This is a genomic window from Szabonella alba (genome assembly GCF_016765775.1).
Taxonomy (GTDB): domain Bacteria; phylum Pseudomonadota; class Alphaproteobacteria; order Rhodobacterales; family Rhodobacteraceae; genus Szabonella; species Szabonella alba.
The window spans coordinates 230,009-254,331 of the sequence record NZ_JAESVN010000006.1; the positions used below are offsets into that span (position 1 = coordinate 230,009).

The following is a 24,323-nucleotide window of genomic DNA, read 5'->3' on the forward strand; positions in this document are numbered from 1 at the left end:
TTGTCTTATGCGTCCGGCAGTCTGTAGACGCGCACCGCGTTGTCGTGAAACAGACCCGCCCTCTGTTTCTCGGGCAGATGGGCGGTTGCGGTGGAAAAACCCGAAAAGATCGTGTCGAAGCCGCCGCCCAGCCGGTCAACCGGATAGTTGCTGGCAAACATCGCCCGATCCGTGCCGAAGATCGCCAGAACGTCGTGGATGATCGGGCCGTTCGACTCGACCGTCCAGGGCAGACCGGGCTGTCCGATTCCGGAAATCTTGATCGCCACATTGGGTTGCGCGGCGGCCGTCTCCAGCGCCGCGCGCCATGCCGCCAGCGCCTCGGGGCTGCGGTCGGCGGGCAGACCGGTATGGTTGATGATCAGGTTGGTGGCCGGAAAATCCCGCGCCAGGTCGGCGGCGGCATCCAGATGCCACCAGGGCGTCTGCAGGTCATAGGACATGCCGTGCCGTTCCAAGAGCGCATAGCCCTCACGCCAGACCGGATCATCCATCGAGCCCTTGGCACCGCGCCTTGCCTCGGCAGGGGTGGCCACGGCGGCAGGCTTGTGACGGATCCCGCGCAGGATTGAGATCTTCGCGTGCTCCGCCAGCAGTTCGGCCGCGCCGGGATCGGCCAGGTCGCACCAGCCGACCATCACCGTGGGCACGCCCGAGCGCGCGGCAATCTCGGCCACCCAGCGGCTTTCCTCGGCGGCCTTGGCGCGGTTCCATTCCGCCTCGACATAGACCGAACCGGCAATCGGCCAGCCTGCGGTATCGGCGCGGTAATCCTCGGGCATGTAATCGACGCAGATCGACGAATAATCGCCATAGCGGAACGGAATACGCTCGTCCTTCAGCCATGGCAGATCGTTGCGCAGATCCCAGATATGATGATGCGCGTCGATGACGGCCTTGGGGCGGAGGGGTTGATCGGTCATGCGGTGTTCCCCCTTCAGCCCTTGGCCGCGTCGCGCTGGCTGGCCTTATGTTCGTAAAGCTTCACCACCCCGGCGGAATCAGTCATCTCATGGCCAAGGGCGACATAGTCCTTGAACTGCGAAACGCCTTTCTCGATGACGCCCAGGTCCAGCCCAAGCCCCTGCGAAAATGCCGATACAGCCTTGAGATCCTTCAGCAATTGCCTTGCATAGCTGTTGGGCGGATCAAAGGCGCGCTGCTGCATTTGCGGATATAACCGCTGCAACAAGCTGCTGTCGGCATGCCCCCCCGCCAGACAGGCAGGCAGTTGCGCCGCGTCGATCCCCGCCGCCTCGGCCAGGATCAGCGCCTCGGCCATCAGCACATAACCCGTGCCGACAATCGCCTGATTGAGGATCTTGGTCGTCTGACCGGCACCGACCGGCCCCATCAGCGTCAGGTTGCCCGCCATCTGATCGACCACGGGGCGGACGGTTTCGAAATCGGCCGCATCTCCGCCCGCCATCACCGTCATCGTGCCGTTGCGGGCAAGCTGCGGGCCGCCCGAAACCGGCGCATCGACCCAGCCGCAGCCGGTCATGTCCCGCAGGCGCGCGGCGGCCTTTCGGGTGCCCTCGGGATCGGCGGTCGAGAAATCGACGACGACGCGCGGCCCTTTGCCAGCAGCGGCAACCCCGTCCTCGGCAAAGATGCAGCGTTCGACCGCATCCATGTTCAGCACACAGAGCATGACGATATCGCTGGCCTTCGCCACGGCGGCGGGGCTGTCCGCCGCCACCGCGCCATGCGGCACCACGGTGTTCAGCCGCTCGGGCTCAAGGTTCCAGACCGTGACGGCATAGCCCCGGTCCAGAAGGTTGCGCACCATTGCCTCGCCCATCAGGCCGATGCCGATGAAGCCGATACGCGGACGTTCCGTTTGCGTCATGTCATTCCTCCCCGGTTCAATTCTGTCTGCCTGCCCCCAAGCCTTGTTCCGGGGGCGGCCGGGATGTCCCGGCCCGTGCATGCGCCTAGCGGCCCGACCATTCCGGCAGGACCTTGGTCCTTGACAGGAAGGTCTGCACCCCCAGCCGGAAATCGTCGCTGCCATAAACCTCGGCCATCAGGTCATCGGCCTCGGGCAGGGTTTCCAGCGTCATGCGGCGCAACACTTCCTTGAACGAACGTGTCGTCAGGGGCGCATTCTCGACCGCGCGCTGGCACAGCGCCTCGATCCGCGCGTCCAGCGCCTCCTTGGCCACGATATCCAGCAGGAACCCGCTGGCCTTCAGTTCCTCGGCCTCGATGATTTCCCCCAGCAGAACCATGCGGCGGGCTATGGCCGCACCCATCGTGCCGCCGACCCGCGCGATGCTGAGCGGCGACAGGCAATTGCCCAGCGTGCGCCCGATCGGGCAGCCGAACCGCGCGCCCGGTGTCGCGATGCGGAAGTCGCAGGCAGCAGCGATGTTCAGCCCGCCCCCAACGGCCCAGCCCTCGACCACCGCGATGGTCGTGACCGGTATCGCATCCAGCGCCCGCATGCAGGCATCGCCCCTGCGTTCATACTCCAGCCCGTCATTGCCAGAGGTGAATTTGGCAAACCCCGAGATATCGGTGCCCGAGACGAAGGCCTTGCCGCCCACGCCCCGGAAGATCACGGCCCGGATCGACGGATCGGCGGTCACATCCCGCGCCGCCGTCGCCAGATCCTGCCACATGCCCGAGGTCAGCGCATTATGCGCGCCGGGATTGTCGAACAGGATCCGCGCAATCGCGCCGTCCTTTTCCAGATGGATCCGGGGGTCCGACATCAGGCCGCACCCCGCTTGGCATCCAGAAGCCCCTTCTGCGCCAGTTCGGCACGGATCTCGGCGTCATGTTCATTCAGCAGCGGCGGCGGATGGCGGATCTGCTGCGGTGTCGCGCTCATCTTCACCGGAAAGCCAAGGGCGCGGAATTCGCCCTCGACCGGATGCGGCACCATCTGCACCATCTCGCGCGCAATGGCCTGTTCGCAGTCCACCGCCTCGGCATAATCGAGGATCGGCGCGGCGGGCACGCCCGCCTCTTGCAGCACCGCGATCCATTCGTCGCGGGTCTTGCCCGCGAAGGTGGGCGCCAGTTCGTCGATCAGCACAACACGGTTCGCAACGCGCGCGGCATTGGTGGAAAACCGCGCATCCTCTTGCAGATGGTCGATGCCCATCGCGGCGATCATCCGCAGCCAGAGCCCCTGATTGGCCGCCCCGATCACAAACCAGCCGTCCGAGGCTTTGACCGCCTGATAAGGCGCCGACATACGATTGGCCGACCCGATCGGAACCGGCGATTTGCCCGTGCCCCAAAGCTCGGTCGTTTCCCAGACCGACAGGGCCATGGCCGCCTCGAACAAGGATGCGTCGATGAACTGCCCCTGCCCCGAAACCGAGCGTCCGATCACCGAACTGAGAATCGCATAGCAGGCGAAAAGCCCCGCCCCCAGATCCGCGACCGGGATCGAGTTCTTGGCAGGCTCCATCCCCTCGAACCCGTTGGAACTGAGGATGCCGGACACCGCCTGCGCGATCAGATCGAAGCCCGGGCGCTGCGCCCAGGGACCGGTCTGGCCAAAGCCTGAGATGCTGGCATAAATCAGACGCGGATTGATCGCACTCAGCGTGTCGTAATCCATGCCCAGACGGGCGGCGACACCGGGGCGGGCGTTTTCGACCAGCACATCGGCGGTCTTGACCAGCGCATAAAGCGTCTCGCGCCCCTCGGGTGATTTCAGGTCCAGCGCGATGCTGCGCTTGTTGCGGTTCAGCGCCAGAAATCCGGGGCTGTCGTCGCCCTTCAGGCGGAACCCCATGGACTGACGGGTGGAATCCCCGGTTTCGGGCGGCTCGATCTTGATGACATCCGCGCCCATATCGGCCAGCAGCATGCAGCAGAACGGGCCTGCCATCACCTGCGAAATATCCAGAACCCGAATGCCCGCCAGCGGCAGTGCCATCGCCATACTCCCCTCCTATTGGTCCTCCTCCCGAGGGCCTGTGCGGGCTGTCGGACGGCGCCAACGCGCCTGTCTGGCGCGCGGTTACCCCGTCATCCGGCCCGGTCAGCCTCAGGAACCCAAGTTGTATATCGTATATGATACACAGGCAACCCGAATCCGAGACCGCTGAACCCCGCGCCGGACAGACGAAGGCACTGGCCCTGCATGGCGCAGGCACAGGATTTCGTGGCGGGATTGGAAGCGGTGAAAGGGCAGCGTCGCGCCCGCCATCCGGGCGGGGGCGCTGTCCGCACAGGGACGGATGCCTTGATTCGGGGCCCGGCAGCGGGCGGCACCGGTCAGGCCGTGCCACAGCGAAGGAGGTTCAGAAGTGGACCTCCGGCAAGGGTGCGGCACAGGTGCTCGGGGATCAGCCCCGCCGCGCCTTCAGCGATTGCCATCGATCCATTTCGACATCAGCAGCTTGTCACGGAAACATTCCCCGGGCACGGCACGGCGCTTGATGCGGGCCAGTCGTTCGGCAAAGGCCACCTGCCGCGATGAGGGCAGATGATCGAAGGCCGAATTCGGCTTCATCCGCGCCTGCGCCTCGATCCAGCGGCTGAGCGCGCGGCGGTCCTGCTGCGTCTCGGGCGGCAACAGTGTCCGGTTGCGCAAGGCCAGCGACCGCGCATAGGCGATCTGGCGGGGCGTGGCGGGCAGGGTCTGGGCGGGCAGGGCGACGGGTGCATCTTCCATGGGTCATGTCCTTTATCGGAACAGATCCAATATAGAACATAACGGGAACATTTTCAAGTCCACCTTGTGAAACAGGCCCCGCCTGCCCCGCCGGGGCCTTTCAGCCCAGTGCCGCGATCCTTGCGCGGAAGCGGTCCGCCCCTTCGATGATATGATCCAGCACCACCTCGACCGCCCAATGCCGTTCGGCGATGTCATAGGGAATGGTGCGGCTGTGGACATCGGCAAAGGTGCCGATCCGGCGGTGGAAATGCTTGGCAAGTTTGGGATAGCCCATGCCCTCGGACATGGCTGACAGCACAAGGAACGTGTCCAGTTCCGCCGCAAGGTCGGGATGGGCGCGGCCGTGATCCATCAGCCAGCGGTAAAGATCGGGATGGAAATTGTTCATCACCCCGGAAAAGCCATGCCCGCCCGCCTGAATCGCAGGCCATGCAATCGCGGCATTGGCATTGTTGATCGCCAAGGGCGTCCCCGCAACCAGTGCCAGACGGCGCTTGAGATGCTCCAGATCGCAGGTCACGTCCTTGAGAAAGGCAAAGCGCCCGCTTTCGGCGCAGAAACGCACCTCGTCATCGGTCAGCAGACGGCGATAGGGGGCGGGACATTCGTAAAGCCCCAACGCGGTGTCAGTCGGCAGCGCGGCCAGCAGATCGTCCATCCGGGCGCGGAAGGTGCTGCTGTCCTCATCCCGCCCGGCCAGACGGTTGGTGACCAGAACCACCGCATCGACGCCGGTTTCGGCCATGGCGCGTAATTCGGCCTTCTGGTCTTCAACCCCGTCGGAAATATGGCCCGAGGCCACGACCGGCACGCGACCCGCGACCCGCTCCATGGTGAAACGCGCCAATGCGCAGCGTTCCTCCAGCGTCAGGAACAGCATTTCCGAGGATTGGCAGACCGCGAACAGCCCATGCGAACCATTGTCGATATACCACTCGATCAGACGGGCATAACCGTCCCAGTCGATCCGGTCATCGGCGTGAAAGGGCGTGATCACGACCGGAAAGATACCTTGCATCGCATGCGGCATTTCAGAATTCCTTGGGGGTTTTGGTGGGTCAGCCTTCGTAGCCGAAGGCGCGGGGCAGCATCAGGGTGATATCGGGGATCAGGATCATCGCCAGCAGGGCCGCGACCAGCACGCCCAGAAACAGCCAGATCTCGCGGATGATCTCTCCCAGCGGGATGCGCGATACGGCGCTGATGACGAACAGCAGGATCCCGTAAGGCGGGGTAATGAGGCCGATCATGCAGTTGACGACGGCAACCACGCCAAAATGCACAAGGTCGATCCCCAGCTCGCGGCAGGACGGGATGAACAGCGGGATGATGACCAGAATGATCGTTGTCGCATCCAGAAAACAGCCCAGCAGAAGCAGAAGCAGATTGACGCACAACAGAAAGACCAGCGGGTGAATGTCCAGCCCGACCAGCGTGCGCGCCACGACATCGGGGATATTCTCGGAGGCGACAATATAGTTCAGGATCAGCGCCCCGCCGATCACCAGACCCACCGCTGCCGACGACCGGGCGCTGGAGACGAGGATCTCGTAAAACCCGGCAAGGCTCAGTGAGCGGTAGAAGACCGCGGCAAGGATCAGCGCGTAGAAAGCGGCGACGGCGGCGGCCTCGGTCGGCGTGGTGACGCCGCCATAGATGCCATACAGCAGGATCGCAGGCATCAGCAGCGCAGGCCCTGCATCCAGCGTCAGGCGCGGCAGTTCACGCAGGGGCACGGGTTCATCCCGCGCGAAACCGCGACGATGGGAAATCAGCGCATTCATCAGCATCAGGACCGCCCCCATCAGAAGGCCCGGAACGATACCCGCCAGAAACAGGAAGCCGATGGAGGTGTTCGAGACCAGCGCATAAAGCACCATCGGGATCGAGGGCGGGATGATCGGCCCGATCGTGGCCGAGGCCGCCGTGATCGCCGCCGCATAGCCGCGCGTGTAATGGCCCGATTTCACCATCATCTCGATGATCAGCTTGCCGATCCCCGCCGCATCCGCCACCGCCGATCCCGACATGCCGGAAAAGACCAGCGAGGCCAGAACATTGACGTGGCCCAGCCCGCCCCGGAACCGGCCCACAAGCGCCACACAGAAGCGCAGCAGCCGGTCCGACACCGTGCCCGCATTCATGATATTGGCCGCCACAATGAACAGCGGCACCGCCAGCAGGATGAAGCCGGAATAAAGCCCGTCCATCAGGATCTTGCCGCTCATCCCGATGCTTTGACCGGCGGCCATAAGATAGACCAGCGAGGCGGTCAGGATCGCATAGGCAATGGGGGCACCGATGGCCGCCAGCCCCATCAGGATGGTCAGGCAAAGCAGAAATTCGAAGCTCATTTGCCTTGCCTTCCCTCAACCGGCGGCACCACGCCGGGCAGCACCGGTTCCTCAACCCCATAACGGAAGGCCCGCCAGACCGCCCAGAAATAGCGCAGCGGAACCGCGATCAGAAAGATGATGTAGATCAGATAGATGTCACGCATCCGGATCCAGTCACCGAAGAGATCACCCAATGTGGCCGTCCGTTTCAGCCGCAGCACGGCAAAGCGGTCCCATGTCGCGGCGATCGAGGCCAGAAGGGCCACCGCAATCGCCAGCCCCGCCACGATGGCAAAGCCGCGACGGACCCCGGGCGGCACCGTGGTATAAAGAATGTCAAACGTCACATGATCCTGATCGCGCACGACAAAGGCATTGCCCCAGAAGATCAGCCAGACCCAGATCGCAAGACAGAATTCCAGCGTCCAGCCAAAGCTGGAGGGTTGAAACCACGGCATGTTCACCGCCACCCAGTCCAGCCGTGCCGCATAGCGCACGACGACCTGCAGGATGAAGGTCGCGAACATGGCCGCCATCAGGGCTGCGGCAACAGCCTCGGTCGAATGGCGGAACAGGGTCTGCAAACGGGACAAGCGGGACACTCCGGCAGGCGGCATCGGGGGTGCGCAGACGGGGACAGGGCCGGGCGCCTGACGGCCCCGGCCCCGTTATTCAGATCAGATCAGTCGCCAAGCGCGTTGATCTGGTCCAGCACGCCTTCAGGCCATGAGGCCGCGAATTCCGAACCGACATATTGCTCCTGCACATGGCTGCGGAAGGCTGCCAGATCGGGCTCATAGACATCAAGGCCCTGTTCGGTCAGGAAGGCGACCAGTTCTTCCTCCTTGGCAATCTGGGCCTGACGCCCGGCCTCGGCGGCATCCTCGGCCGCTTTCTGCACGGTGGCCTGCTGCTCTGCGGGCAGGCTGTCCCACAATTCCTTGGAGAAGGCGATATAGTTCAGATCGACCAGATGCGCGGTCAGGCTGACCTGTTTCGTCACCTCATAGAACTTGGCATCCACGACCGTCGGCAGCGGATTGTCCTGCCCGTCAACCGATCCGGTCTGCAGCGCGGTATAGATCTCGGTAAAGGCCATCGGCGTCGGGTTCGCCCCGATGGCGCGGCCAAGGAACATCCATGCGTCAGAGCCCGGCATCCGCAGGTTGACGCCCGCCAGATCGGCCGGGGTCATCACATCGCGTTCCGACCGGGGAAAGCGCAGGTTCACATGGCGCTTGCCCAGATACATGACGGCCAACAATTTGACGCCCAGTTCATCCTCGACCTTCTGCTTGAACGGATCCATCAGCGGGTCGTTGAACACCCGCACCTGATGGTCCGCGCTCTGATGGACATAGCCGGTCGCGAAGATCGAGAATTCGGGGAAGAAATTGGCCAGTTCCTGCGCCGAGGCGATGGACATTTCCAGATCGCCGGTGGCGATGGTTTCCAGTTCAGACCCCTGCGCGATCAGTGACGCATTGTAATGCGGCTGGTAATCCGCGAATTCCGCAATGGCCGGGCCGAAAACCGTGGCCAGCGCGACCGAGCGCTGATCGGTGTCCGAGGCCGGGGTGGACATGCGGATCACGGGGCGATCCTGCGCTGCGGCAGGCTGGGCCGAGAACCCGGCCACGGCCAGCGCCAGCGCGCCCGTCGTCGCAAGGAATGCCCGGCGTTTCATCTGTTTCATCATCTTGTCTACTCCTCCCAGAAATGGCGTCGCGGGCGCTTTCCCGTTCAGATCGGGCTCGTTCTGTTGCTGTTGTCATCGGAATGCGGAAACCGACAGGAAAGCGCTTACCATGCCCCGCGTAACATGTTAGAGTGATGTTAGCAATAGGTTACGGAAGTGACAGATGACTGAACCGATGGCGTTGCCACCCACCGCCCTGCGCCGCGCCACGACCGGAGGCGCCGGGGAAACCTCGCTGCGCCAGCAGGCCTATGACCGGATCGAGGATCTGCTGAACTGGGGCCGCCTGCGGCCGGGGCAGATCATCTCGCAGCGTGAACTGGTCGAGCTGACGGGCGGAACGCTGGGATCGGTGCGCGAGGCGATCCCCCGGTTCGAGGCCGAGGGACTGCTGCAGACCCTGCCGCAGCGCGGGATCATGGTGCCCAGTCTGGATGTCAGTTTCGTGCGCGAAGCCTATCAGATGCGCCGGTTGATCGAACTGGGCATGGTGCCTGATCTGTGTGAACGGCTGGACCGCGCCACCGTCACCGGCTGGATCAGATGGCATGAGGCGGCACAGGACCGGCTGACCGACGAAAGCGCCGGGGATCAGGCCGAATTCCTGCGCGATTTCCAGCTATTCGACTGGGACATGCATGGCCAGATGGTCGAGGCGATGGACAACAAGCTGATTTCCAACGTCTATCGCGTCACAGCCATCAAGATCCGCATGGCCGCGCAATCCCGTGTCCGGGTGACGCGCCAGAATGCAACCCGTGTCATCAGGGAGCATCTGGATTTCCTGCGCCCCCTGCTGGAAGGCCGGGCCGAGGCGGTCACCGCCGCGCTGTCCTTTCATATCAACCAGTCTCTGACACTGGCACTGGGCGGTTCGGTCCGGGGCTGAAGCGGCCCGCATCTGGCCGCGTCAGCAGCAGCGCCGGAAGCGGTCCACGATCACGTCCAGCACCTCATCGGGGTCGCGCCGCCACCAGTTGCGGGCCGAAAAGATCTCGACCTCGCACAGCCCGACATAACCCGCGCCTTCCACCATGCCCCGGATCGCGCGCAGATCGGCAATGCCGTCGCCCATCATGCCCCGGTCCAGCAGCATATCGGACGTATTTTCCAACCAGTCACACAGATGATAGCCCAGCACCCGGCCCTGCGCGGCGGCAAGGCTTTGCGCCAGCAGCCGGTCCCACCAGACGTGATAGACATCGACCGCGATGCCAAGATTCGGCGCACCGACGCGATCACAAACCGCCAGCGCATCGGCGACGGTGAACAGGCAGGTCCGGTTGCCGCCGAACATCGGGTTCAGCGGCTCCAGCGCCAGCGCGACCCCGGCATCTGCCGCGTGGGGGGCGAGTTCGGCAATCCGGTCGGCAAGGCGCGCGACAGTTTCCGCCGTGCCCTTGCTGCCGGGTTCGGTGCCGCCTGTGACAAGGGTCAGCACCGGTGCAGCCAGTTCGGCCGCCATGTCGATGCTGGCGCGCGCCTCGTCCAGATCCTGCGGCGCATCGCGGCCCACCAGATAGGGCGTGCGGCACAGGCCTGCGACGCGCAGCCCTGCGGCCCGTGCATGATTGCCGATTGCGGCGGCCCTTGTGCCGATCTCGCGCCGCCAGAACACGACCCCGCCATAGCCGCGCGCGGCGCAGGCGTCGATCACCCGTTCCGGCGTCCAGCCCGCCCCGGCGCCCTCGACATTATGGCCCAGCGTTGCCGTATTCAGCGCCAGCGCCGAAAGATCGCGGCTGAAATCGCGCAAGTCACACCCCGTAAAGCGCCAGCAGCGATTTCATCCGCGCCACCGCCAGATCGGGATCGCGCAGCAGACCGCATTCATCGGCCAGCCGGAAGGTCTCGGTGAAATAGGGCAAGGGCCGCATCGCCTGCGCCCCGCCCAGCATGATGAAATGATCCTGAAACCCGTTCAGCCAGGCGAGATATACCACGCCCGTCTTGTAATACTGCGTCGGCGCGCGGAAGATATGCCGCGCCAGCGGCACGGTCGGGTCCAGCGTGGCACGGAACTCCGCCACATCGCCCTGCCCCAACCGGCCCACCGCATGGGCCGCCGCCGGGGCCAGCGGGTCGAAAATGCCCAAGAGCGCATGGCTGAACCCCTGATCGTCCCCTTCGATCAGTTCGGGATAGTTGAAATCATCACCGGTATACATCTTCACGCCTTCGGGCAGACGCCGGCGCATGATGATTTCCTTGTCCTTGTCAAGCAGGCTGATCTTGATGCCTTCAACCTTGGCGCGGTTGCGATGGATCACCTCGAGCGCCACCTCCATCGCGTCCGCAAAGTCGTCCTGCCCCCAATAACCCGCCAGTTGCGGATCAAACATGTCGCCCAGCCAGTGCAGGATCACCGGATGGTCGCAGTCCGACAGAATGCGGTCATAGACGCGGATGTAATCCTGCGAGCCTTTCGCCACGCGAGCCAGCGCGCGGCTGGCCATCAGGATGATGCGGGCATCCAGTTTCTGGATCGCCTCAAGCTGTTCCTGATAGGCGCGGATCACGTCATCGGTGCTGCGGGCCGCTGACGGGTCCAGATGGTCGGTGCCGCAGCCATTGGCGACCGCCGCATCGGGCAATTCCTCTCGCGTGCGCCTGATCAGCTCCAGCGCGCCGGGCCAGTCCAGCCCCATGCCACGCTGCGCGGTATCCATCGCCTCGGCAATCCCCAGCCCCAGACCCGCCAGATGGTGGCGAAAGGTCATGGTGGCCGCCCAGTCGACCGTCGCGCCGCCCGACGGGTCATTGCCGGTAAAGGGATCGGCCACGACATGCGCCGCCGAATAGACACTGCGCGCCGCATCCGGCCCCAGCCTGCCCGCCGCGACCGGCGTTCCGCGCAAGGTGTAATCGGTCAGGCGGCCCTGATCGTCCGGCAAGGCGATTTTCATGTCTCAGACCTTTCAGAAACGGGGAAGCAGCATCCCGGCATCGGCCGAGATTGCCTGTCCGGTGGTATAGGGCAGCCGCCCCGAGGCCAGCGCCGCAATGATCGCGCCAACCTCGGCCGGCTCGCCGACGCGGGGAAACAGGGTCAGCCCCGCCGCCGCGCGGGTGCGATAGCTGTCGATCACCGGGGCGGTCATCTCGGTTGCGATCAGGCCGGGTTGCACGTCATAGACGGCAATATTCTCGGGCCCCAGCCGCACGGCCAGTGCCTTGGACACCATCGCCGCCGCCGCCTTGGACGCGCAATATTCCGACCGCTGCACCGCCACGGCCACGGCATTGGCCGAGGTGACATTGACGATGGAATGAAACAGATCCCCGGGCCGGTCCCGCGCCAGCAGGCGGCGGGCAAAGCCCTGCGACAGAAAGAACATGGCCTTGCTGTTCACGCTCAGGCAGCGGTCCCAGCTTGCCTCGGTCACATCCAGCAGATCGCCCCGGCTGAGAACGCCGACGCCTGCATTGTTGACCAGCGTTGTCAGCGGTCCCAGTGCCGCTTCGATCCGGGCCAATGCGGCGTCATGGCCTGCGATATCGGTCACGTCGAACGGGGCCTCAACCACCGGCACGCCCAGATCGGCGATCCGCGCCGCCGCCGCCGACAGGTCGGCATCGGCAACCGGCCCGTTGACGGCAATCGCAAACCCCTCCCGCGCCAGCGCCTCGGCCGCGGCAAGGCCGATCCCGCGCGACGATCCGGTGACAAGGGCGACCGGCCTCATGTCCGGGCACCTTTGCGCAGCAATTCGCGCGCGATGATCATGCGTTGAATCTGGTTCGTGCCTTCATAGATCTGGCAGATCTTCGCATCACGATAGAGCCTTTCCACCTCGAACCCCCGGATATAGCCCGACCCGCCGAAAACCTGCACCGCATCGGATGTGCGCGCAACCGCCATATCCCCGGCAAAGCATTTGGCCATCGAACAGGCCCGCGTCGCATCCTGTCCGGTATCCAGCTTCACCGCCGCCGAATGGACCAGCAGGCGCGCGGCCTCGATATCCTTGGCCATATCGGCCAGCAGCCATTGCACGCCCTGAAATTCCGCGATGTCCTTGCCGAACTGCCTGCGCGTTCCGGCATAGTCCAGTGCCGCCTCCAGCCCCGCCTGACCGATGCCGACCGCAAGCGCGCCGATGCCGACGCGGCCCTTGTCCAGAACGCTCATCATCATGTGAAAGCCGCGCCCCTCCTGCCCCAGCAGCGCCTCGGGGCCAAGACGGACATCGTCAAAATTCAGCGCGCCGACCGGGCTGGCGCATTGGCCCATCTTCCGCTCCTTGGGGCCGCGCCCGACCCCCGCCGCATGCAGATCGACGATGAAGATCGACATGCCGCGATTGCCCGCCTGCGGATCGGTCCGCGCCAGCACGAAGCCCAGATCGGCAACCGGCGCATTGTGGATCCAGATTTTGCCGCCCGTCAGCCGCCAGCCCGCCCCGTCCCGTGTGGCAGTGCTGCGGATGCCGGACACATCGGTTCCGGCCTCGGGTTCCGTGATGCAATAGGCCACCTTCTGCCGCATCGCCAGAATGCCGGGCAGAAGCGCCAGTTGATCGGGCGTGCCATGCCGCACCAGAAGTGACGCGATCAGTTCGACCAGCCCGCATTGATCGGCAACGCTGGCATAGCCGCGCGACAATTCCTCCATCACCACGGCATAGGTCAGCGTATCAAAGCCGGGACCGCCCATCGATTCGGGCACGCCGATGCCAAAAAGACCCAGATCGGCCATCTGCGCATAGATCTCGTCAGGAAAGCGCGCATCGCGGTCCAGATCCGCAGCGGCGGGGCGGATCACATCATCGGCGAAGGCGCGGGCCATGTCGCGCACCTGCTGCTGGGTCTCGCTCAGGAACATTCCACCCTCCGGTTGGTAACTGTTCGGTTACATATCCTTGCAGCATCCGGCCGGTCAAGTCCGTTTCGCGGCTTTTGCCTTGCGGAAAACGGATCTGGCCGCCATTAATGCACCATATGGTTACCTTCCGGAGGATGGAATGACAGCCCGGATCGACAAAGGCGAAACCGCAGCGCCCAAACCGGGGCGGCGCCTTCCGCCCGGGATGCATGGCTTTGACAGTCTTGCGCCCGGTGACCATGTCATCACCGCCGAACTGGTCGTCACCGCCGATATGGTGGACCGCTTCGCCGATCTTTCCGGCGACCGTTTCGAATTGCATATGAGCGATGAAGCCGCGCGCGAACTGGGCTTTCCGGCGCGGGTGGCGCATGGGCTGCTGGTGCTGTCGCTGATCGACGGGCTGAAAAATCAGGCGCCTGCGCAACTGTCGGCCATCGCCACGCTGAACTGGGACATGGGGTTTCGCAAGCCGGTCCTGCTGGGCGACAGCCTGCAGGCGGAATACCGGCTGCAATCGAAACGCCTTGCCAGCGACGGCAAGCGCGGCATCGCGGTCTTTGCGGTCACCGCCCGCAACCAGCGCGATGAGGTCGTCCAGACCGGCCAGACCACCCTGATGATGCGACGCTGATCCGCGCCCCGGCGCGATCCCCCTGCCGCCTCCGGCTGGTCCGGTTACGTCCCCTGCCCCGGAAAGCGGGGTTTACGTTTCTCGCGGAAGGCGGCCAGCCCCTCGGTCAGATCGTCCGAGGCGGCGGCGATGCCGCTAGCAAGGGACTCCAGCACCCGGCCGACCTCTTCGCCCTCGGCGGCATTGATCAGCATCTTGGTCAGTTCCGTGGCGCGCGGTGATCGCGACAGGACAATCTGTGCCACTTCCCTTGCCGCTGCCATCCCTTCGCCCTTGGCAACGACCCGGTCCACAAGGCCCAGCCTTTCGGCCTCTTCTGCCCCGAACACTTCCCCAAACAGCGCCATGCGCCGCACCATCTGCACGCCGAAGCGCCGAACGGCGCGTTGCGTGCCCGACCAGCCCGGAATGACGCCAAGCGCCGGTTCGGGCTGGCCGATCTTCACATGCGTCTCGGCAATGCGCAGATCGGCGCAGGCCGCCAGTTCCAGCCCGCCACCCAGACAATGCCCGTTCAGAACCGCGATCAGCGGCTGGCGCAGCCGGGCCAGCGCGTCAAACGCGGCATGGCCGTCACGCACCCAGTGCCGCGCGAAATCCAGAGGCGAATTGCCCGACCATGCCGCGATATCGCCCCCCGCGCAGAAGGACCGGTCCCCCTCACCCGTCAGGATCACCACCGCCGCATCCGACCGTTCGATCCGGCGGCAGAGCGGGATCAGCGCATCGACCATTTCGGCATCCAGCGCGTTGAGCTTTTCGGGGCGGCGGATCGTCAGAACCGCCAGCCCGCCCTCCAGTTGCAATTCCAGCCGGGGATCGGTCACAGCGCCAGCCCCATCACTTCGGGCCGGAACAACCGCGCCTCCATTTCGCGCAGGTCGGGTGACACGCGCAGCGGGGTTGCGGACTGGTCCAGAATGTCGCGCTGCAGATCCATTCCCGGCGCGATCTCGGTCACCGTCAGCCCCTCGGGCATCAGGCGGATCACGCAACGCTCGGTCACATAGGTGATGTGCTGGCCCTGCATCACCGCGCGCCGCCCCGAAAAGCTGACCTGATCGACCTTCGGCACGAATTTCGGGATGCGCCCCTCCTTGTCGATCACCAGCCGGCCATCCTCGATGCGCATCTTCGCGCCCGCATTGAAATTGCCGCTGAAAACGATCTTTTTCGCGCGGGAGGTGATATCGACAAAGCCCCCCGCCCCCGCCGTCCGGTGCGGGGTGGCCGACAGGCGGCTGACATTGACCGAACCTTCGGCGTCGATCTCAAGAAAGGACAGCAGCGAGCAATCGAAGCCGCCGCCCTGAAAATAGATGAACTGATGCGGTGATGCGACGAAAGCCTCGGCATTGGACGCGCAGCCGAACTTGAAATCCAGCAGGGGAACGCCGCCCACGGCACCCTGTTCGATCACCCATGTCACGCGGCCATGCTGGCCTTCCTCGATCAGGATGCGCGGCACATTGGCCGAGATGCCAAAGCCGATATTGACCGCCCAGCCCGGTTGCAACTCGGTCGCCACACGACGGGCGATCACCTTGGCGGGGTTGAAATCGGGCGTCTCGAAACTGGACATCGGGCGGAACAATTCGCCCGAAATGGCCGGATCATAGGGGGTTGCGGTGGTCTGCAGTGCATCGGGCGCCTCGACGATCACATCGACAAGGATGCCCGGCACCCGCACGTCATGCGGGCGCAGCGTGCCCTGTGCCGCGACGCGCCGCACCTGTGCGATGACGATGCCGCCGGAATTGCGCGCCGCCAGTGCCATTTCCATCGCGCCCAGCGTGGCGCCCTCCATCTCATAGGTCAGATTGCCGTTCTCATCGGCGGTGCTGGCGCGGATGATCGCGACATCGGGCCGGATCGCCGGGAAATGCAGCCATGTCTCACCGTCGAATTCCACCCGCCGCGCGAGCGGGATTTTCCGCGCGCTGTCATTCATCGCGCAGCCATCCTGTTCGGGATCAACAAATGTGTCCATCCCCACCTTGGTCAAGACGCCGGGCCGCTTTGCCGCGCCTTCGCGCAGCATGTCGAACAGGATGCCCGACGGGATGTTCCACGCCGCCAGATCCTCGGCAAGGATGCGCTGCCAGATCAGCGGCGGTTCGGCATTGGTCGGCCCTGACGGGTAGGATCCGCCGATGACCCGTGCCAGCATCCCCTTATGCGCGATATGGTCCACGCCCTTGGTGCCGAACATGTCCCCCGCCGCGATCGGATGGATCGAGGTCAGGTTGCGCGGCGCGCCCTCGGCCAGAAACCGTTCCCCCAAAGCCTTGAGCACCGCATCGGGACAAAGCAACCCTGATGAGGAATTCACCGCAACCGTTGCCCCGTCGAGAACAAGGCGTGCCGCCTCGGCGGCTGTCTTCACTTTCGACAAAGGGTCGCTCCTTCAGGGCTGGCATCAAGTAACTGAACGGTTATCAAACTAGCGAGAATCCGGCACCAAGATCAAGTCTCAATCGCCGGGCCGCGGCAGAAGCGGTACGGGGAGGCAGGGCAACGCCTGACCTCAGGCCGCCTTGGCGCAGCGTTCCAAGAGCGGGAACTGGAAACGGGGTCAGAGTCGGGCCGCGGACGTGGGGCCGGAAGGTGGCGCAGGAACGGCTGGCCGCCGCTCCATTCCGGTTTCAGCGCCCCTCCACCGCCAGCGCCTTTGCCATTTCGCGCAGGCGGGCGCGGATCGTCTTGCCGGTGGTGGTGGCGGGCATCTCGTCGATGAAATGGATCGCGCGCGGAAATTCATAGGCGGCAAGCCTTGTGCGGACATGGTCGGCAATGGCGTCACGGATCGCATCCGAGGGGTCGAAACCGGGGGCCAGCCGGATGAAGGCGGCGACGATCTCACCGCGCAGCGGATCAGGTTGGCCGACAACGCCCGCCATCTGCACTGCCGGATGACCGATCAGACAATCCTCGATCTCGGCCGGGCCGATCCGGTAACCGCCCGAGGATATCACGTCATCATCGCGCCCGACAAAGCGCAGCCGCCCGTCGGGCCGCCGCTCCGCCCGGTCCCCGGTCAAAAGCCAACGCCCCGTGGGGCCAGTCACGAATTTGGCCGCCGTCGCGCCCGGGTTCTGCCAATAACCCAGAAACATCACGGGGTCGGGGGACAGCACGGCAATCGTGCCCTCCACCCCGTCGGGCTGCGGCAGGCCGGTGGCGGGGTCGATCACCTCGACCCGGTGGCCCGGAACGGGGCGACCCATGATGCCCGGTTCGGGCCGCTCAAGGGCTGCACAGGCGCTGACGATCATGTTGCATTCGGTCTGGCCGTAAAATTCATTGATCGTGACGCCCAGCGCCTGCCTCCCCCAGTCCAGCAACTCGCTGCCCAGCGTCTCACCGCCCGAGGCGACCGAGCGCAGGCGCAGCCCCCAGTCACGGCTGGAGGGGTCGGCCTTCATCATCTTCAGCGCGGTCGGCGGCAGAAAGGCATTGCGCACGCCGAAACGCCGCATCAGGTCGCAGGCAGCCTGCGGGGTGAATTTGCCGAAGCGGCAGGCCACGACCGCGATGCCATGATGCAGCGCGGGCAGCAGCACATCGAACAGCCCCCCGATCCAGGCCCAGTCGGCCGGGGTCCAGAACAGATCCCCCTCGGCAGGGAGGAAATCATGGCTGATCTCGACCCCCGGCAGATGCCCCAACAGCACCCGGTGGCCATGCAGCGCGCCCTTGGGGTTGCCCGTCGTGCCCGAGGTGTAGATCAGCACCGCAGGCGTATCGGCCAGCGTATCAACCGGCGTGAAATCGGACGAAGCCCCCTCCATCGCCGCCGCGAAATCGACCAGTCCCGGCATGTGGGGTGCGCCCGCCAGACCATCCACGACAAGGATATGCTCCAGCGCGGGCAAATCGTCCCGGATCCCGGCAAGGCGCGGCAGGCTGGCGCGGTCAGTGACCAGAACCCGCGCCCCGCTGTCGCGCAACCGGTGCAGCAAAGCCTCGGGTCCGAACAGCGTGAACAGCGGCAGTGAGACGCATCCCGCCTTGAAGGCCCCGATATGGGCCAGCGCCGTTTCCCGTCGCTGGCTCAGCAGAATCGCCACCCGGTCGCCCGCCGCATCGGTGTCTTGCCCCGACCCCAGACCGAAGCCTGCCAACACATTGGCAAAGCGGTTCGACAGATCCCGCAACTGGCCGAAACTGGTGCGGGTTTCGGGGCCCCTGCCATCCTCACCCGCCTCGATCAGCGCCAACCGGTCGGGATCAACCGCCGCCCAGCGGTCACAGACATCGACCCCGATATTGTAGCTGTCAGGCACGTCCCAGCGGAAGGTCCGGCCCAGCACGGCATAGCTGTCGGCAGATGGCAGCATGTCTTTCCCCCCGCGTCCCGCCCCCCGGCGAAACGCCCGATTCCCGAATTGCGCAGCCTGTCCCAAGGCCTGCCCGGCCCGAAACATCCTGCGCCGAGACTGCCATAAGCTGAACAACTGTTCAATTCTTGTCCGGCAGGACAATTGCGGCGTTGACAGGGCCGGGGCCGGGCACGGATAGTCAGGGGCAGAGCATGGGACAAACCCATGTCACGGGAGGATAGCCGAATGTTGTTCCGTCTGGTCGACGGCCTCAATGAGGTTGTCGGGAAAGTTGTCGCATGGGTCGCCGTCATCTTTGCGGCGCTCATCATCTATGATGTCGTGCTGCGCTATGTCTTCAACGCGCCGACGCTCTGGGCCTTTGATCTGACCAAGGGTCTGTTCGGCTTCTACTTCATTCTGCTGGGTGGCTATGCGCTGCGCCATCAGTCGCATGTGCGGGTCGATCTGGTCACTTCGGCGCTGCGGCCCAGCCCCCGCCGGATTGCCGAAATGGCAGGGTATTTGCTGTTCTTCTTTCCCTTCGCGTGGGTCTTCACGCATCAAAGCTATCTTTTCGCGGCGCGTGCCTGGGCGCAGGGGGAAACCACCTATGGCGCGATCCAGATGCCGGTCTATCCGTTCAAGATCGCCATGGCCGTGGCGGCGGTGCTGCTGCTGCTGCAAGGGATCTCGGAATTCCTGAAACTGCTGCTGAACCGCACCGGGGAGACCACCAATGACCGGTGAGATGATCGCACTCATCATGGCGGGGCTGCTGGTCCTTGGCCTGTTCATGGGCCATCCGCTGGCCTTCGTTCTGGGCGGAACGGCCGTGCTGGGTGCGCTGATCGCGGGCAAGCCGCAGGTTCTGGGCATTGTCATCAACCGCATCTATGGCGATGTGCTGGACAATTACGTTCTGATCGCGATTCCGCTTTTCGTGCTGATGGCCCGGTTCCTGTCAGACAGCGGCGTGACCGACCGTATGTTCGAATCGCTGCGGTTGATGCTGGCGCGGGTCACCGGCGGGCTGGGGCTGGCGGTCGTACTGATCTCGATCCTGCTGGCTGCGACCACCGGCATCATCGGGGCCTCGATCACCGTGATGGGGGTGATGGCGCTGAAACCCATGCTGCAATACGGCTATTCGAAACAGCTTAGCACAGGGCTGATCGCGGCCTCGGGCTGTCTGGGCATCCTGATCCCGCCCTCGATCATGCTGATCCTGATGTCGTCGAATTCCGGCATCTCGGTCGGCGAGCTTTTTGCCGGGGCCATGGTGCCGGGCATCCTGCTGGGCCTCTGCTACGGGCTTTACGTTGCTGCGGTCGCCTTTTTCCGACCTGATCTGGCGCCCGCCGTGCGGCTGGAGGAACATATCACGCGCGGCGCACTTCTTCGGATGCTGCTGCTTGAGGCGCTGCCGCCGCTGGTGCTGATCTTCGGCATACTGGGCACGATGCTGATGGGCATCGCCACCGCGACCGAGGCCTCGGCCGTGGGCGCGGTGCTGGCGCTGCTGATCGTGATCGCGCGGCGGCGCTTCCAATGGGCGACCTTTGTCAGTGCGCTGCGCGAAACCGCGCTGACCTCGGCGATGATCCTGTTCATCGTCGTCGGCGCCACGGCCTTTACGGGCGTCTTCAACATCACCGGCGGTCTGCGCGCGACGCAGAACCTGATGCGCGCGCTGGATATGGAACCCTGGATGCTGATCGCGGTGATGATGTTCCTGATCTTCATCCTTGGCATGTTTCTGGACTGGACCGGGATCGTGCTGCTGTCCTTCCCGATCTTCCTGCCCATCGTGCAGGAAATGGGGGTGGATCCGCTGTGGTTCGTGGTGCTGATGGCTGTGGTGCTGCAGACCTCATTCCTGACACCGCCCTTCGGTTATGCGCTGTTTTACATGCGCGCGCTGGCCCCGAAGGATGTGACCTATGGCGACATCGTGCTGGGGGTGCTGCCCTTCATCGGGCTGATCGTCCTGATGGCGCTGACCATCGCCTTCTTTCCGCAGCTGGTGACCTGGCTGCCCGACACCCTTTATCGAAGCAACTAAAACGGAGGAGGAACCGCATGACACTCAGGATCACGACAATGGCCGCACTCGGCCTTGCGACGGCGGGGCTGGCAACGCCCGCCATGGCACAGCAGCAATGGACCATGACGACCGTCTGGCCCGCCTCGCTGGAACTGATCGAGATGGACCGCAAATTCGTCGAACTGGCCAATGCGCTGACCACGGGCGATCTGACCATCGAACTGTTCGATGGCGGCGCGCTGGTTCCGGCGGGTGAGGTGTTCGGCGCGGTCGAATCCGGCACCATTCAGGCCGGGGCGGACTGGCCCGGATACTGGGCCGGGCGCGACACGGCCTTTTCGCCGCTGTCCACCCATGCCAGCCTGTTCAACGCCGTCGATTATGTGAACTGGATCCAGCAATGGGGCGGCGCTGAACTGTATAATGAGGTCTATGGCAAATTCGGCATGGTCTATCTGCCATACGGCGTGACCAATAACGAATCCGGGTTCCGCACCAACAAGGCGATTGAGTCCACCGCCGATCTGCAAGGCATGCGGCTGCGTCTGTCGGGGCTGGAACAGGGCCGCCTGCTGACCGAGCTTGGCGGCAGTCAGGTCTCCATGGCCGGGGGGGAAATCTATCAGGCGCTGGAACGCGGTGTGATCGACGGTGCCGAATTCTCGACCCCGAATGTCGACTGGTCGGGTGGTTTCCAGCAGGTGACGACCCATTGGGCGACGCCGGGCTGGCACCAGTCCTCATCGGTCTTCGGCGTGATGATTAATCAGGCCGCATGGGATGCACTGAGCCCGGAAACCCAGCAGCGTCTGCGCATTGCCGCCGATGCGACGATGCTCTGGTCGCTGGCCTTCACCGAACACCGTGCAACGCAATCCTATCTGCAGTTCAAGGAGCATGGCACCACCATCACCCGCATGGATGATGAAACCCTCGCCCAGATCCAGACCATGGCCAATGCCACCATCGAGACCGTGGCCTGCGAAAACCCGCTTTCGGCCAAGGTCTATCTGAGCCAGATGGAGTATCTGGAAAACTACGCCAACTGGCGCGATGCCTCGGCCCCGTTCAATCTGGGCCGCACGCCCGACGGTCCCAGCATCGAGACGCTGCGCGACTGCGCCAACCGCTAAACCCCCGTTTTCAGGGGATCAGCCCGCCCGGCATGTCCGGGCGGGTTTTCCGTTCGGCAGCCGTCTTTACCGCTTTGACGTGCAGCGCGGAGGACGTGTAATCAAAATTCTGGTATTAAAGTGCAAACCGGCAGGGGCAGGCCATGGGCAAGACGGACGATGCAAAGACGGCACAGGCGGCAGCCCCCCCGAAGCCGCGCATCCGCGATGCCGAGGCGACGCGGGCGCGGATCCTGCTGGCGGCCAAGCGCGAATTCGCGAAAAACGGACTGGGCGGGGCGCGTGTCGATCTCATCGCGGAAAAGGCCCGCGCCAACAAGCGCATGATCTATCACTATTTCGGATCGAAAGAGGGCTTGTTTCAGACCGTTCTGGAAAACGCCTATATCGACATCCGCACCGCCGAACAGAAGCTCAATCTCGACCATCTGGGCCCAAGGGCGGCGCTGGAACGTCTGGTGCGCTTCACATGGGAATACTATCTGAAGAACCCGGAATTCATCACGCTGGTCAACAGCGAGAACCTGCATCGCGCCCGGCATCTGAAGAAATCCGAGGTGGTGATGGATTACAGCCGCAAATTCGTGTCCATGGTCAGGACGATCCTTGACCGCGGCGTGGATGATGGCGTGTTCCGCAAGGATGTCGATGCGGTGCAACTGAACATCACCATCGCCGCCATCGGATATTACTATCTGACCAACCGCTTTACCGGCGCCATCCTGTTTGAGCGCGATTTCATGACGAATGAGGCACTGGCCGAACGGCTGAACTTCAATATAGACACGGTGCTGCGGCTGGTCGCGGCCTGACCCCTGCCGGGGGACGGCGCAGGCCGGAACTGCGGCAGGGACAAGGCGATGACAAAGACCAGCGGCCCCGGCGCCGGGAACAACACCCACAGGCCGCGCGCATGACGGGCGGGGCATGGGCCGCCCTGCGCTGGCGGATGCTGGCGATCCTCTGCACCGGTGTCGTCGCTGTGCTGGCGACATGGTTTTCGGCCACAGCGATCCTGCCCGCCCTGATCGTGGACTGGCGCCTGTCGCCCGCGCAGGCCGCATGGATGACCAATGCGGTGCAGGTCGGTTTCGTGGTCGGGGCCATCGGGGCCTCACTGATCAATCTGCCTGACAGGGTTGCCATGCACCGGCTGATGACCGCCTCGGCGCTGCTGGCCGCACTGGCCAATTCAGCCCTGCTTTTTACCGGGCCGGAGGGGGCGATTGCAGCGCGGTTCCTGACCGGCATGGCGCTGGCCGGGGTCTATCCGCCCGCGCTCAAGCTGATGGCGACATGGTTCGTGCAGGGCCGCGGGCTGGCCCTGGGGTTTCTGATCGGCGCGCTGACGCTGGGATCATCGCTGCCACATCTGGCGCGGGCGATGACATCGGGGCTGGACTGGCGCGCGGTGGTCTGGGCCACCTCGGCCTCGGCGCTGATCGCGGCGCTGATGTTTGCCACCCTGCTGCGCGAGGGGCCGCATCCGTTTGGCCGGGCGACCTTCGACCCGCGCAAGGCGCTGGCCGTCTTTTCCAACCGGCCGCTGCTTCTGGCGAATATCGGCTATTTCGGCCATATGTGGGAGCTTTATGCGATGTGGGCCTGGATCGTGGCCTTTGCCGCCGCCGCCGAGGCGGGGTTGCAGAGCTTTCCCTTCGGATCCGCCTCGATGTTCAGCTTTGTCGTGATCGCATCCGGCGTGGTGGGATGCCTGCTGGGCGGCTGGCTGTCCGACCGGATCGGGCGCTGCCTGACCTGCGCGGGAATGATGCTGATATCGGGGGGCTGTGCGGCGCTGATCGGGCTGTTCTTCGACGGTCCGGCCCTTGTGCTGGGGCTCTTGGCCGTGATCTGGGGCATCACCGTGGTCGGCGACAGCGCCCAGTTTTCCGCAGCCGTCACCGAACTGGCCGACAGCGCCTTTGTCGGCACGGCGCTGGCCTTGCAGATGGGGATCGGCTTCGCGCTGACTGTGGTGGCGATCTGGGCGCTGCCGCTGTTTGTCGGGCTGATCGGCGGCTGGCAATGGGCCTTTCTGTTCCTGCTGCCGGGGCCGCTGATCGGAACCTGGGCGATGCTGGCCCTGCGCGCGCATCCCGAGGCGCGGCGTCTGGCGCAGGGCGCGCGCTGACACCGCAGGCTTGGAGGGGCGGATGTGCCGCCGCCGGGCTGATATTGCCACCCGGCGGCGGGGCCGTCATTCCGTGATCTTCATTTCGCGGATGCGCCCACCGGACAGGGTGAAGGTGAACACGCTGTCACCGGTAAAGACGCGGCTAGCCCAATTGGCTTTCATCACCACAGTATTGCCATGCAAGGCAGTGGACTGCACGGTCAGCTTGCCCTTGGCACCGATGAATTCACCATCCGACCAGCGGCGGATGCCGTCATGGCCGTGAAAGGGACGGCCCCAGTCATTCACCACGCCATCCTCGGTGAAACAGGCCAGAAAGCCCTCGGTATCGCCGCGGTTCACGGCATCGACGAAGCGGGTCAGAATTTCGGGAGTTTCGATCGTAGTCATTTTATCGCGCTTTCGCTGAATAGGGAAATGACCCGGCCCCTTTTCAGGACCGGGCCGGGCCGCTATGGGCACAGATCCTAAGTGTCGGACGTTACTTGGTGGTGTAGCCGCCATTGACGAGAATGGTCTGCCCGGTCATCCACCAGCCTTCGGTG

24 protein-coding genes are annotated in these 24,323 nt (G+C 64.4%); 7 read left to right on the forward strand and 17 right to left on the reverse strand.

The window, feature by feature from the left end:
- Positions 1 to 5 precede the first annotated feature (5 nt).
- The 9 genes from JL811_RS14985 to dctP (JL811_RS15025) all read right to left on the reverse strand — a co-directional run bounded on the left by JL811_RS14985 (position 6) and on the right by dctP (JL811_RS15025) (position 8,680).
- Positions 6 to 923 carry an amidohydrolase family protein gene (locus JL811_RS14985; RefSeq protein WP_202689505.1) on the reverse strand — a complete coding sequence of 306 codons (918 nt, stop codon included), beginning with the start codon at positions 921 to 923 and terminating at the stop codon, positions 6 to 8.
- A gap of 14 nt (positions 924 to 937) precedes the next feature.
- Complete coding sequence (locus JL811_RS14990) at positions 938 to 1,852, reverse strand: NAD(P)-dependent oxidoreductase (RefSeq protein ID WP_202689506.1); 915 nt, start codon at positions 1,850 to 1,852, stop codon at positions 938 to 940.
- Between the two features lie 85 nt (positions 1,853 to 1,937).
- Positions 1,938 to 2,720 (reverse strand): enoyl-CoA hydratase, encoded by a 783-nt coding sequence (locus tag JL811_RS14995; RefSeq protein ID WP_202689507.1) that lies wholly within the window; start codon positions 2,718 to 2,720, stop codon positions 1,938 to 1,940.
- On the reverse strand, positions 2,720 to 3,907 hold the full coding sequence (locus tag JL811_RS15000) for a CaiB/BaiF CoA transferase family protein (protein WP_202689508.1): 1,188 nt from the start codon (positions 3,905 to 3,907) through the stop codon (positions 2,720 to 2,722). The genes JL811_RS14995 and JL811_RS15000 overlap by 1 nt, the downstream gene beginning before the upstream one ends.
- Before the next feature lie 423 nt (positions 3,908 to 4,330).
- Entirely contained in the window at positions 4,331 to 4,642 is a 312-nt protein-coding gene (locus JL811_RS15005) for a hypothetical protein (RefSeq protein ID WP_202689509.1), read from the reverse strand.
- Positions 4,643 to 4,742: 100 nt separating this feature from the next.
- The gene (locus tag JL811_RS15010) at positions 4,743 to 5,675 is read right to left on the reverse strand and encodes a dihydrodipicolinate synthase family protein (protein WP_202689510.1); all 933 of its coding nucleotides are present in this window, start codon (positions 5,673 to 5,675) and stop codon (positions 4,743 to 4,745) included.
- A gap of 28 nt (positions 5,676 to 5,703) precedes the next feature.
- Complete coding sequence (locus tag JL811_RS15015; RefSeq protein ID WP_202689511.1) at positions 5,704 to 6,999, reverse strand: TRAP transporter large permease; 1,296 nt, start codon at positions 6,997 to 6,999, stop codon at positions 5,704 to 5,706.
- Complete coding sequence (locus tag JL811_RS15020) at positions 6,996 to 7,574, reverse strand: TRAP transporter small permease (RefSeq protein ID WP_237684985.1); 579 nt, start codon at positions 7,572 to 7,574, stop codon at positions 6,996 to 6,998. The genes JL811_RS15015 and JL811_RS15020 overlap by 4 nt, the downstream gene beginning before the upstream one ends.
- A gap of 89 nt (positions 7,575 to 7,663) precedes the next feature.
- Positions 7,664 to 8,680, reverse strand: coding sequence for a TRAP transporter substrate-binding protein DctP (dctP, locus tag JL811_RS15025; RefSeq protein ID WP_202689513.1), 1,017 nt, complete (start codon positions 8,678 to 8,680; stop codon positions 7,664 to 7,666).
- A gap of 163 nt (positions 8,681 to 8,843) precedes the next feature.
- Here dctP (JL811_RS15025) and JL811_RS15030 point away from each other — a divergent pair, with 163 nt between their 5' ends.
- Positions 8,844 to 9,569 (forward strand): GntR family transcriptional regulator, encoded by a 726-nt coding sequence (locus tag JL811_RS15030; protein ID WP_237684986.1) that lies wholly within the window; start codon positions 8,844 to 8,846, stop codon positions 9,567 to 9,569.
- 21 nt (positions 9,570 to 9,590) lie between these two features.
- Here JL811_RS15030 and JL811_RS15035 read toward each other — a convergent pair whose 3' ends face one another.
- From JL811_RS15035 to JL811_RS15050, 4 genes are read right to left on the reverse strand one after another with little or no spacing between them, the layout of a single operon-like run.
- The gene (locus JL811_RS15035) at positions 9,591 to 10,436 is read right to left on the reverse strand and encodes a sugar phosphate isomerase/epimerase family protein (RefSeq protein ID WP_202689514.1); all 846 of its coding nucleotides are present in this window, start codon (positions 10,434 to 10,436) and stop codon (positions 9,591 to 9,593) included.
- A 1-nt stretch (position 10,437) separates the two neighbouring features.
- Positions 10,438 to 11,586 (reverse strand): dihydrodipicolinate synthase family protein, encoded by a 1,149-nt coding sequence (locus tag JL811_RS15040; RefSeq protein ID WP_202689515.1) that lies wholly within the window; start codon positions 11,584 to 11,586, stop codon positions 10,438 to 10,440.
- Positions 11,587 to 11,598: 12 nt separating this feature from the next.
- A complete protein-coding gene (locus JL811_RS15045) occupies positions 11,599 to 12,366 on the reverse strand; it encodes a 3-ketoacyl-ACP reductase (protein WP_202689516.1) in 768 nt (255 codons plus the stop codon).
- Positions 12,363 to 13,505: an acyl-CoA dehydrogenase family protein gene (locus JL811_RS15050; protein ID WP_202689517.1), complete on the reverse strand. Its 1,143-nt coding sequence runs from the start codon at positions 13,503 to 13,505 to the stop codon at positions 12,363 to 12,365. Before JL811_RS15050 ends, JL811_RS15045 begins: the two co-directional genes overlap by 4 nt.
- A gap of 139 nt (positions 13,506 to 13,644) precedes the next feature.
- Between JL811_RS15050 and JL811_RS15055 the strand changes: the two genes are divergently transcribed.
- Entirely contained in the window at positions 13,645 to 14,139 is a 495-nt protein-coding gene (locus JL811_RS15055; RefSeq protein WP_202689518.1) for a MaoC family dehydratase, read from the forward strand.
- 44 nt (positions 14,140 to 14,183) lie between these two features.
- Here the strand turns inward: JL811_RS15055 and JL811_RS15060 are convergent, their stop codons facing one another.
- From JL811_RS15060 to JL811_RS15070, 3 genes are all read right to left on the reverse strand, one after another.
- Complete coding sequence (locus tag JL811_RS15060) at positions 14,184 to 14,966, reverse strand: enoyl-CoA hydratase-related protein (RefSeq protein WP_202689519.1); 783 nt, start codon at positions 14,964 to 14,966, stop codon at positions 14,184 to 14,186.
- Positions 14,963 to 16,525 (reverse strand): acyl CoA:acetate/3-ketoacid CoA transferase, encoded by a 1,563-nt coding sequence (locus tag JL811_RS15065; protein ID WP_337924754.1) that lies wholly within the window; start codon positions 16,523 to 16,525, stop codon positions 14,963 to 14,965. Before JL811_RS15065 ends, JL811_RS15060 begins: the two co-directional genes overlap by 4 nt.
- Positions 16,526 to 16,784: 259 nt before the next feature.
- Positions 16,785 to 18,479 carry an AMP-binding protein gene (locus tag JL811_RS15070; RefSeq protein ID WP_202689521.1) on the reverse strand — a complete coding sequence of 565 codons (1,695 nt, stop codon included), beginning with the start codon at positions 18,477 to 18,479 and terminating at the stop codon, positions 16,785 to 16,787.
- A 228-nt stretch (positions 18,480 to 18,707) separates the two neighbouring features.
- Here JL811_RS15070 and JL811_RS15075 point away from each other — a divergent pair, with 228 nt between their 5' ends.
- From JL811_RS15075 to JL811_RS15095, 5 genes are all read left to right on the forward strand, one after another.
- Positions 18,708 to 19,211 (forward strand): TRAP transporter small permease subunit, encoded by a 504-nt coding sequence (locus tag JL811_RS15075; protein ID WP_202689522.1) that lies wholly within the window; start codon positions 18,708 to 18,710, stop codon positions 19,209 to 19,211.
- On the forward strand, positions 19,201 to 20,526 hold the full coding sequence (locus JL811_RS15080) for a TRAP transporter large permease (protein ID WP_202689523.1): 1,326 nt from the start codon (positions 19,201 to 19,203) through the stop codon (positions 20,524 to 20,526). The genes JL811_RS15075 and JL811_RS15080 overlap by 11 nt, the downstream gene beginning before the upstream one ends.
- 17 nt (positions 20,527 to 20,543) lie before the next feature.
- Positions 20,544 to 21,641, forward strand: a complete 1,098-nt coding sequence (dctP, locus tag JL811_RS15085; protein WP_202689524.1) for a TRAP transporter substrate-binding protein DctP — start codon at positions 20,544 to 20,546, stop codon at positions 21,639 to 21,641.
- Between the two features lie 143 nt (positions 21,642 to 21,784).
- Positions 21,785 to 22,453 carry a TetR/AcrR family transcriptional regulator gene (locus JL811_RS15090; RefSeq protein WP_202689525.1) on the forward strand — a complete coding sequence of 223 codons (669 nt, stop codon included), beginning with the start codon at positions 21,785 to 21,787 and terminating at the stop codon, positions 22,451 to 22,453.
- Positions 22,454 to 22,554: 101 nt separating this feature from the next.
- Positions 22,555 to 23,775, forward strand: coding sequence for an MFS transporter (locus tag JL811_RS15095; protein ID WP_202689526.1), 1,221 nt, complete (start codon positions 22,555 to 22,557; stop codon positions 23,773 to 23,775).
- A gap of 66 nt (positions 23,776 to 23,841) precedes the next feature.
- Here JL811_RS15095 and JL811_RS15100 read toward each other — a convergent pair whose 3' ends face one another.
- Positions 23,842 to 24,168 carry a nuclear transport factor 2 family protein gene (locus JL811_RS15100; RefSeq protein WP_202689527.1) on the reverse strand — a complete coding sequence of 109 codons (327 nt, stop codon included), beginning with the start codon at positions 24,166 to 24,168 and terminating at the stop codon, positions 23,842 to 23,844.
- Positions 24,169 to 24,323 lie beyond the last annotated feature (155 nt).

Excerpts from the sequence above, each read along its gene's own strand:
- JL811_RS14985 (WP_202689505.1), bottom strand. The coding sequence starts at position 923 with ATGACCGATCAACCCCTCCGCCCCAAGGCCGTCATCGACGCGCATCAT.
- JL811_RS14990 (WP_202689506.1), bottom strand. The coding sequence starts at position 1,852 with ATGACGCAAACGGAACGTCCGCGTATCGGCTTCATCGGCATCGGCCTG.
- JL811_RS14995 (WP_202689507.1), bottom strand. The coding sequence starts at position 2,720 with ATGTCGGACCCCCGGATCCATCTGGAAAAGGACGGCGCGATTGCGCGG.
- JL811_RS15000 (WP_202689508.1), bottom strand. The coding sequence starts at position 3,907 with ATGGCGATGGCACTGCCGCTGGCGGGCATTCGGGTTCTGGATATTTCG.
- JL811_RS15005 (WP_202689509.1), bottom strand. The coding sequence starts at position 4,642 with ATGGAAGATGCACCCGTCGCCCTGCCCGCCCAGACCCTGCCCGCCACG.
- JL811_RS15010 (WP_202689510.1), bottom strand. The coding sequence starts at position 5,675 with ATGCCGCATGCGATGCAAGGTATCTTTCCGGTCGTGATCACGCCCTTT.
- JL811_RS15015 (WP_202689511.1), bottom strand. The coding sequence starts at position 6,999 with ATGAGCTTCGAATTTCTGCTTTGCCTGACCATCCTGATGGGGCTGGCG.
- dctP (WP_202689513.1), bottom strand. The coding sequence starts at position 8,680 with ATGATGAAACAGATGAAACGCCGGGCATTCCTTGCGACGACGGGCGCG.
- JL811_RS15030 (WP_237684986.1), top strand. The coding sequence starts at position 8,844 with ATGACTGAACCGATGGCGTTGCCACCCACCGCCCTGCGCCGCGCCACG.
- JL811_RS15040 (WP_202689515.1), bottom strand. The coding sequence starts at position 11,586 with ATGAAAATCGCCTTGCCGGACGATCAGGGCCGCCTGACCGATTACACC.
- JL811_RS15045 (WP_202689516.1), bottom strand. The coding sequence starts at position 12,366 with ATGAGGCCGGTCGCCCTTGTCACCGGATCGTCGCGCGGGATCGGCCTT.
- JL811_RS15050 (WP_202689517.1), bottom strand. The coding sequence starts at position 13,505 with ATGTTCCTGAGCGAGACCCAGCAGCAGGTGCGCGACATGGCCCGCGCC.
- JL811_RS15055 (WP_202689518.1), top strand. The coding sequence starts at position 13,645 with ATGACAGCCCGGATCGACAAAGGCGAAACCGCAGCGCCCAAACCGGGG.
- JL811_RS15070 (WP_202689521.1), bottom strand. The coding sequence starts at position 18,479 with ATGCTGCCATCTGCCGACAGCTATGCCGTGCTGGGCCGGACCTTCCGC.
- JL811_RS15075 (WP_202689522.1), top strand. The coding sequence starts at position 18,708 with ATGTTGTTCCGTCTGGTCGACGGCCTCAATGAGGTTGTCGGGAAAGTT.
- JL811_RS15080 (WP_202689523.1), top strand. The coding sequence starts at position 19,201 with ATGACCGGTGAGATGATCGCACTCATCATGGCGGGGCTGCTGGTCCTT.
- dctP (WP_202689524.1), top strand. The coding sequence starts at position 20,544 with ATGACACTCAGGATCACGACAATGGCCGCACTCGGCCTTGCGACGGCG.
- JL811_RS15090 (WP_202689525.1), top strand. The coding sequence starts at position 21,785 with ATGGGCAAGACGGACGATGCAAAGACGGCACAGGCGGCAGCCCCCCCG.
- JL811_RS15095 (WP_202689526.1), top strand. The coding sequence starts at position 22,555 with ATGACGGGCGGGGCATGGGCCGCCCTGCGCTGGCGGATGCTGGCGATC.
- JL811_RS15100 (WP_202689527.1), bottom strand. The coding sequence starts at position 24,168 with ATGACTACGATCGAAACTCCCGAAATTCTGACCCGCTTCGTCGATGCC.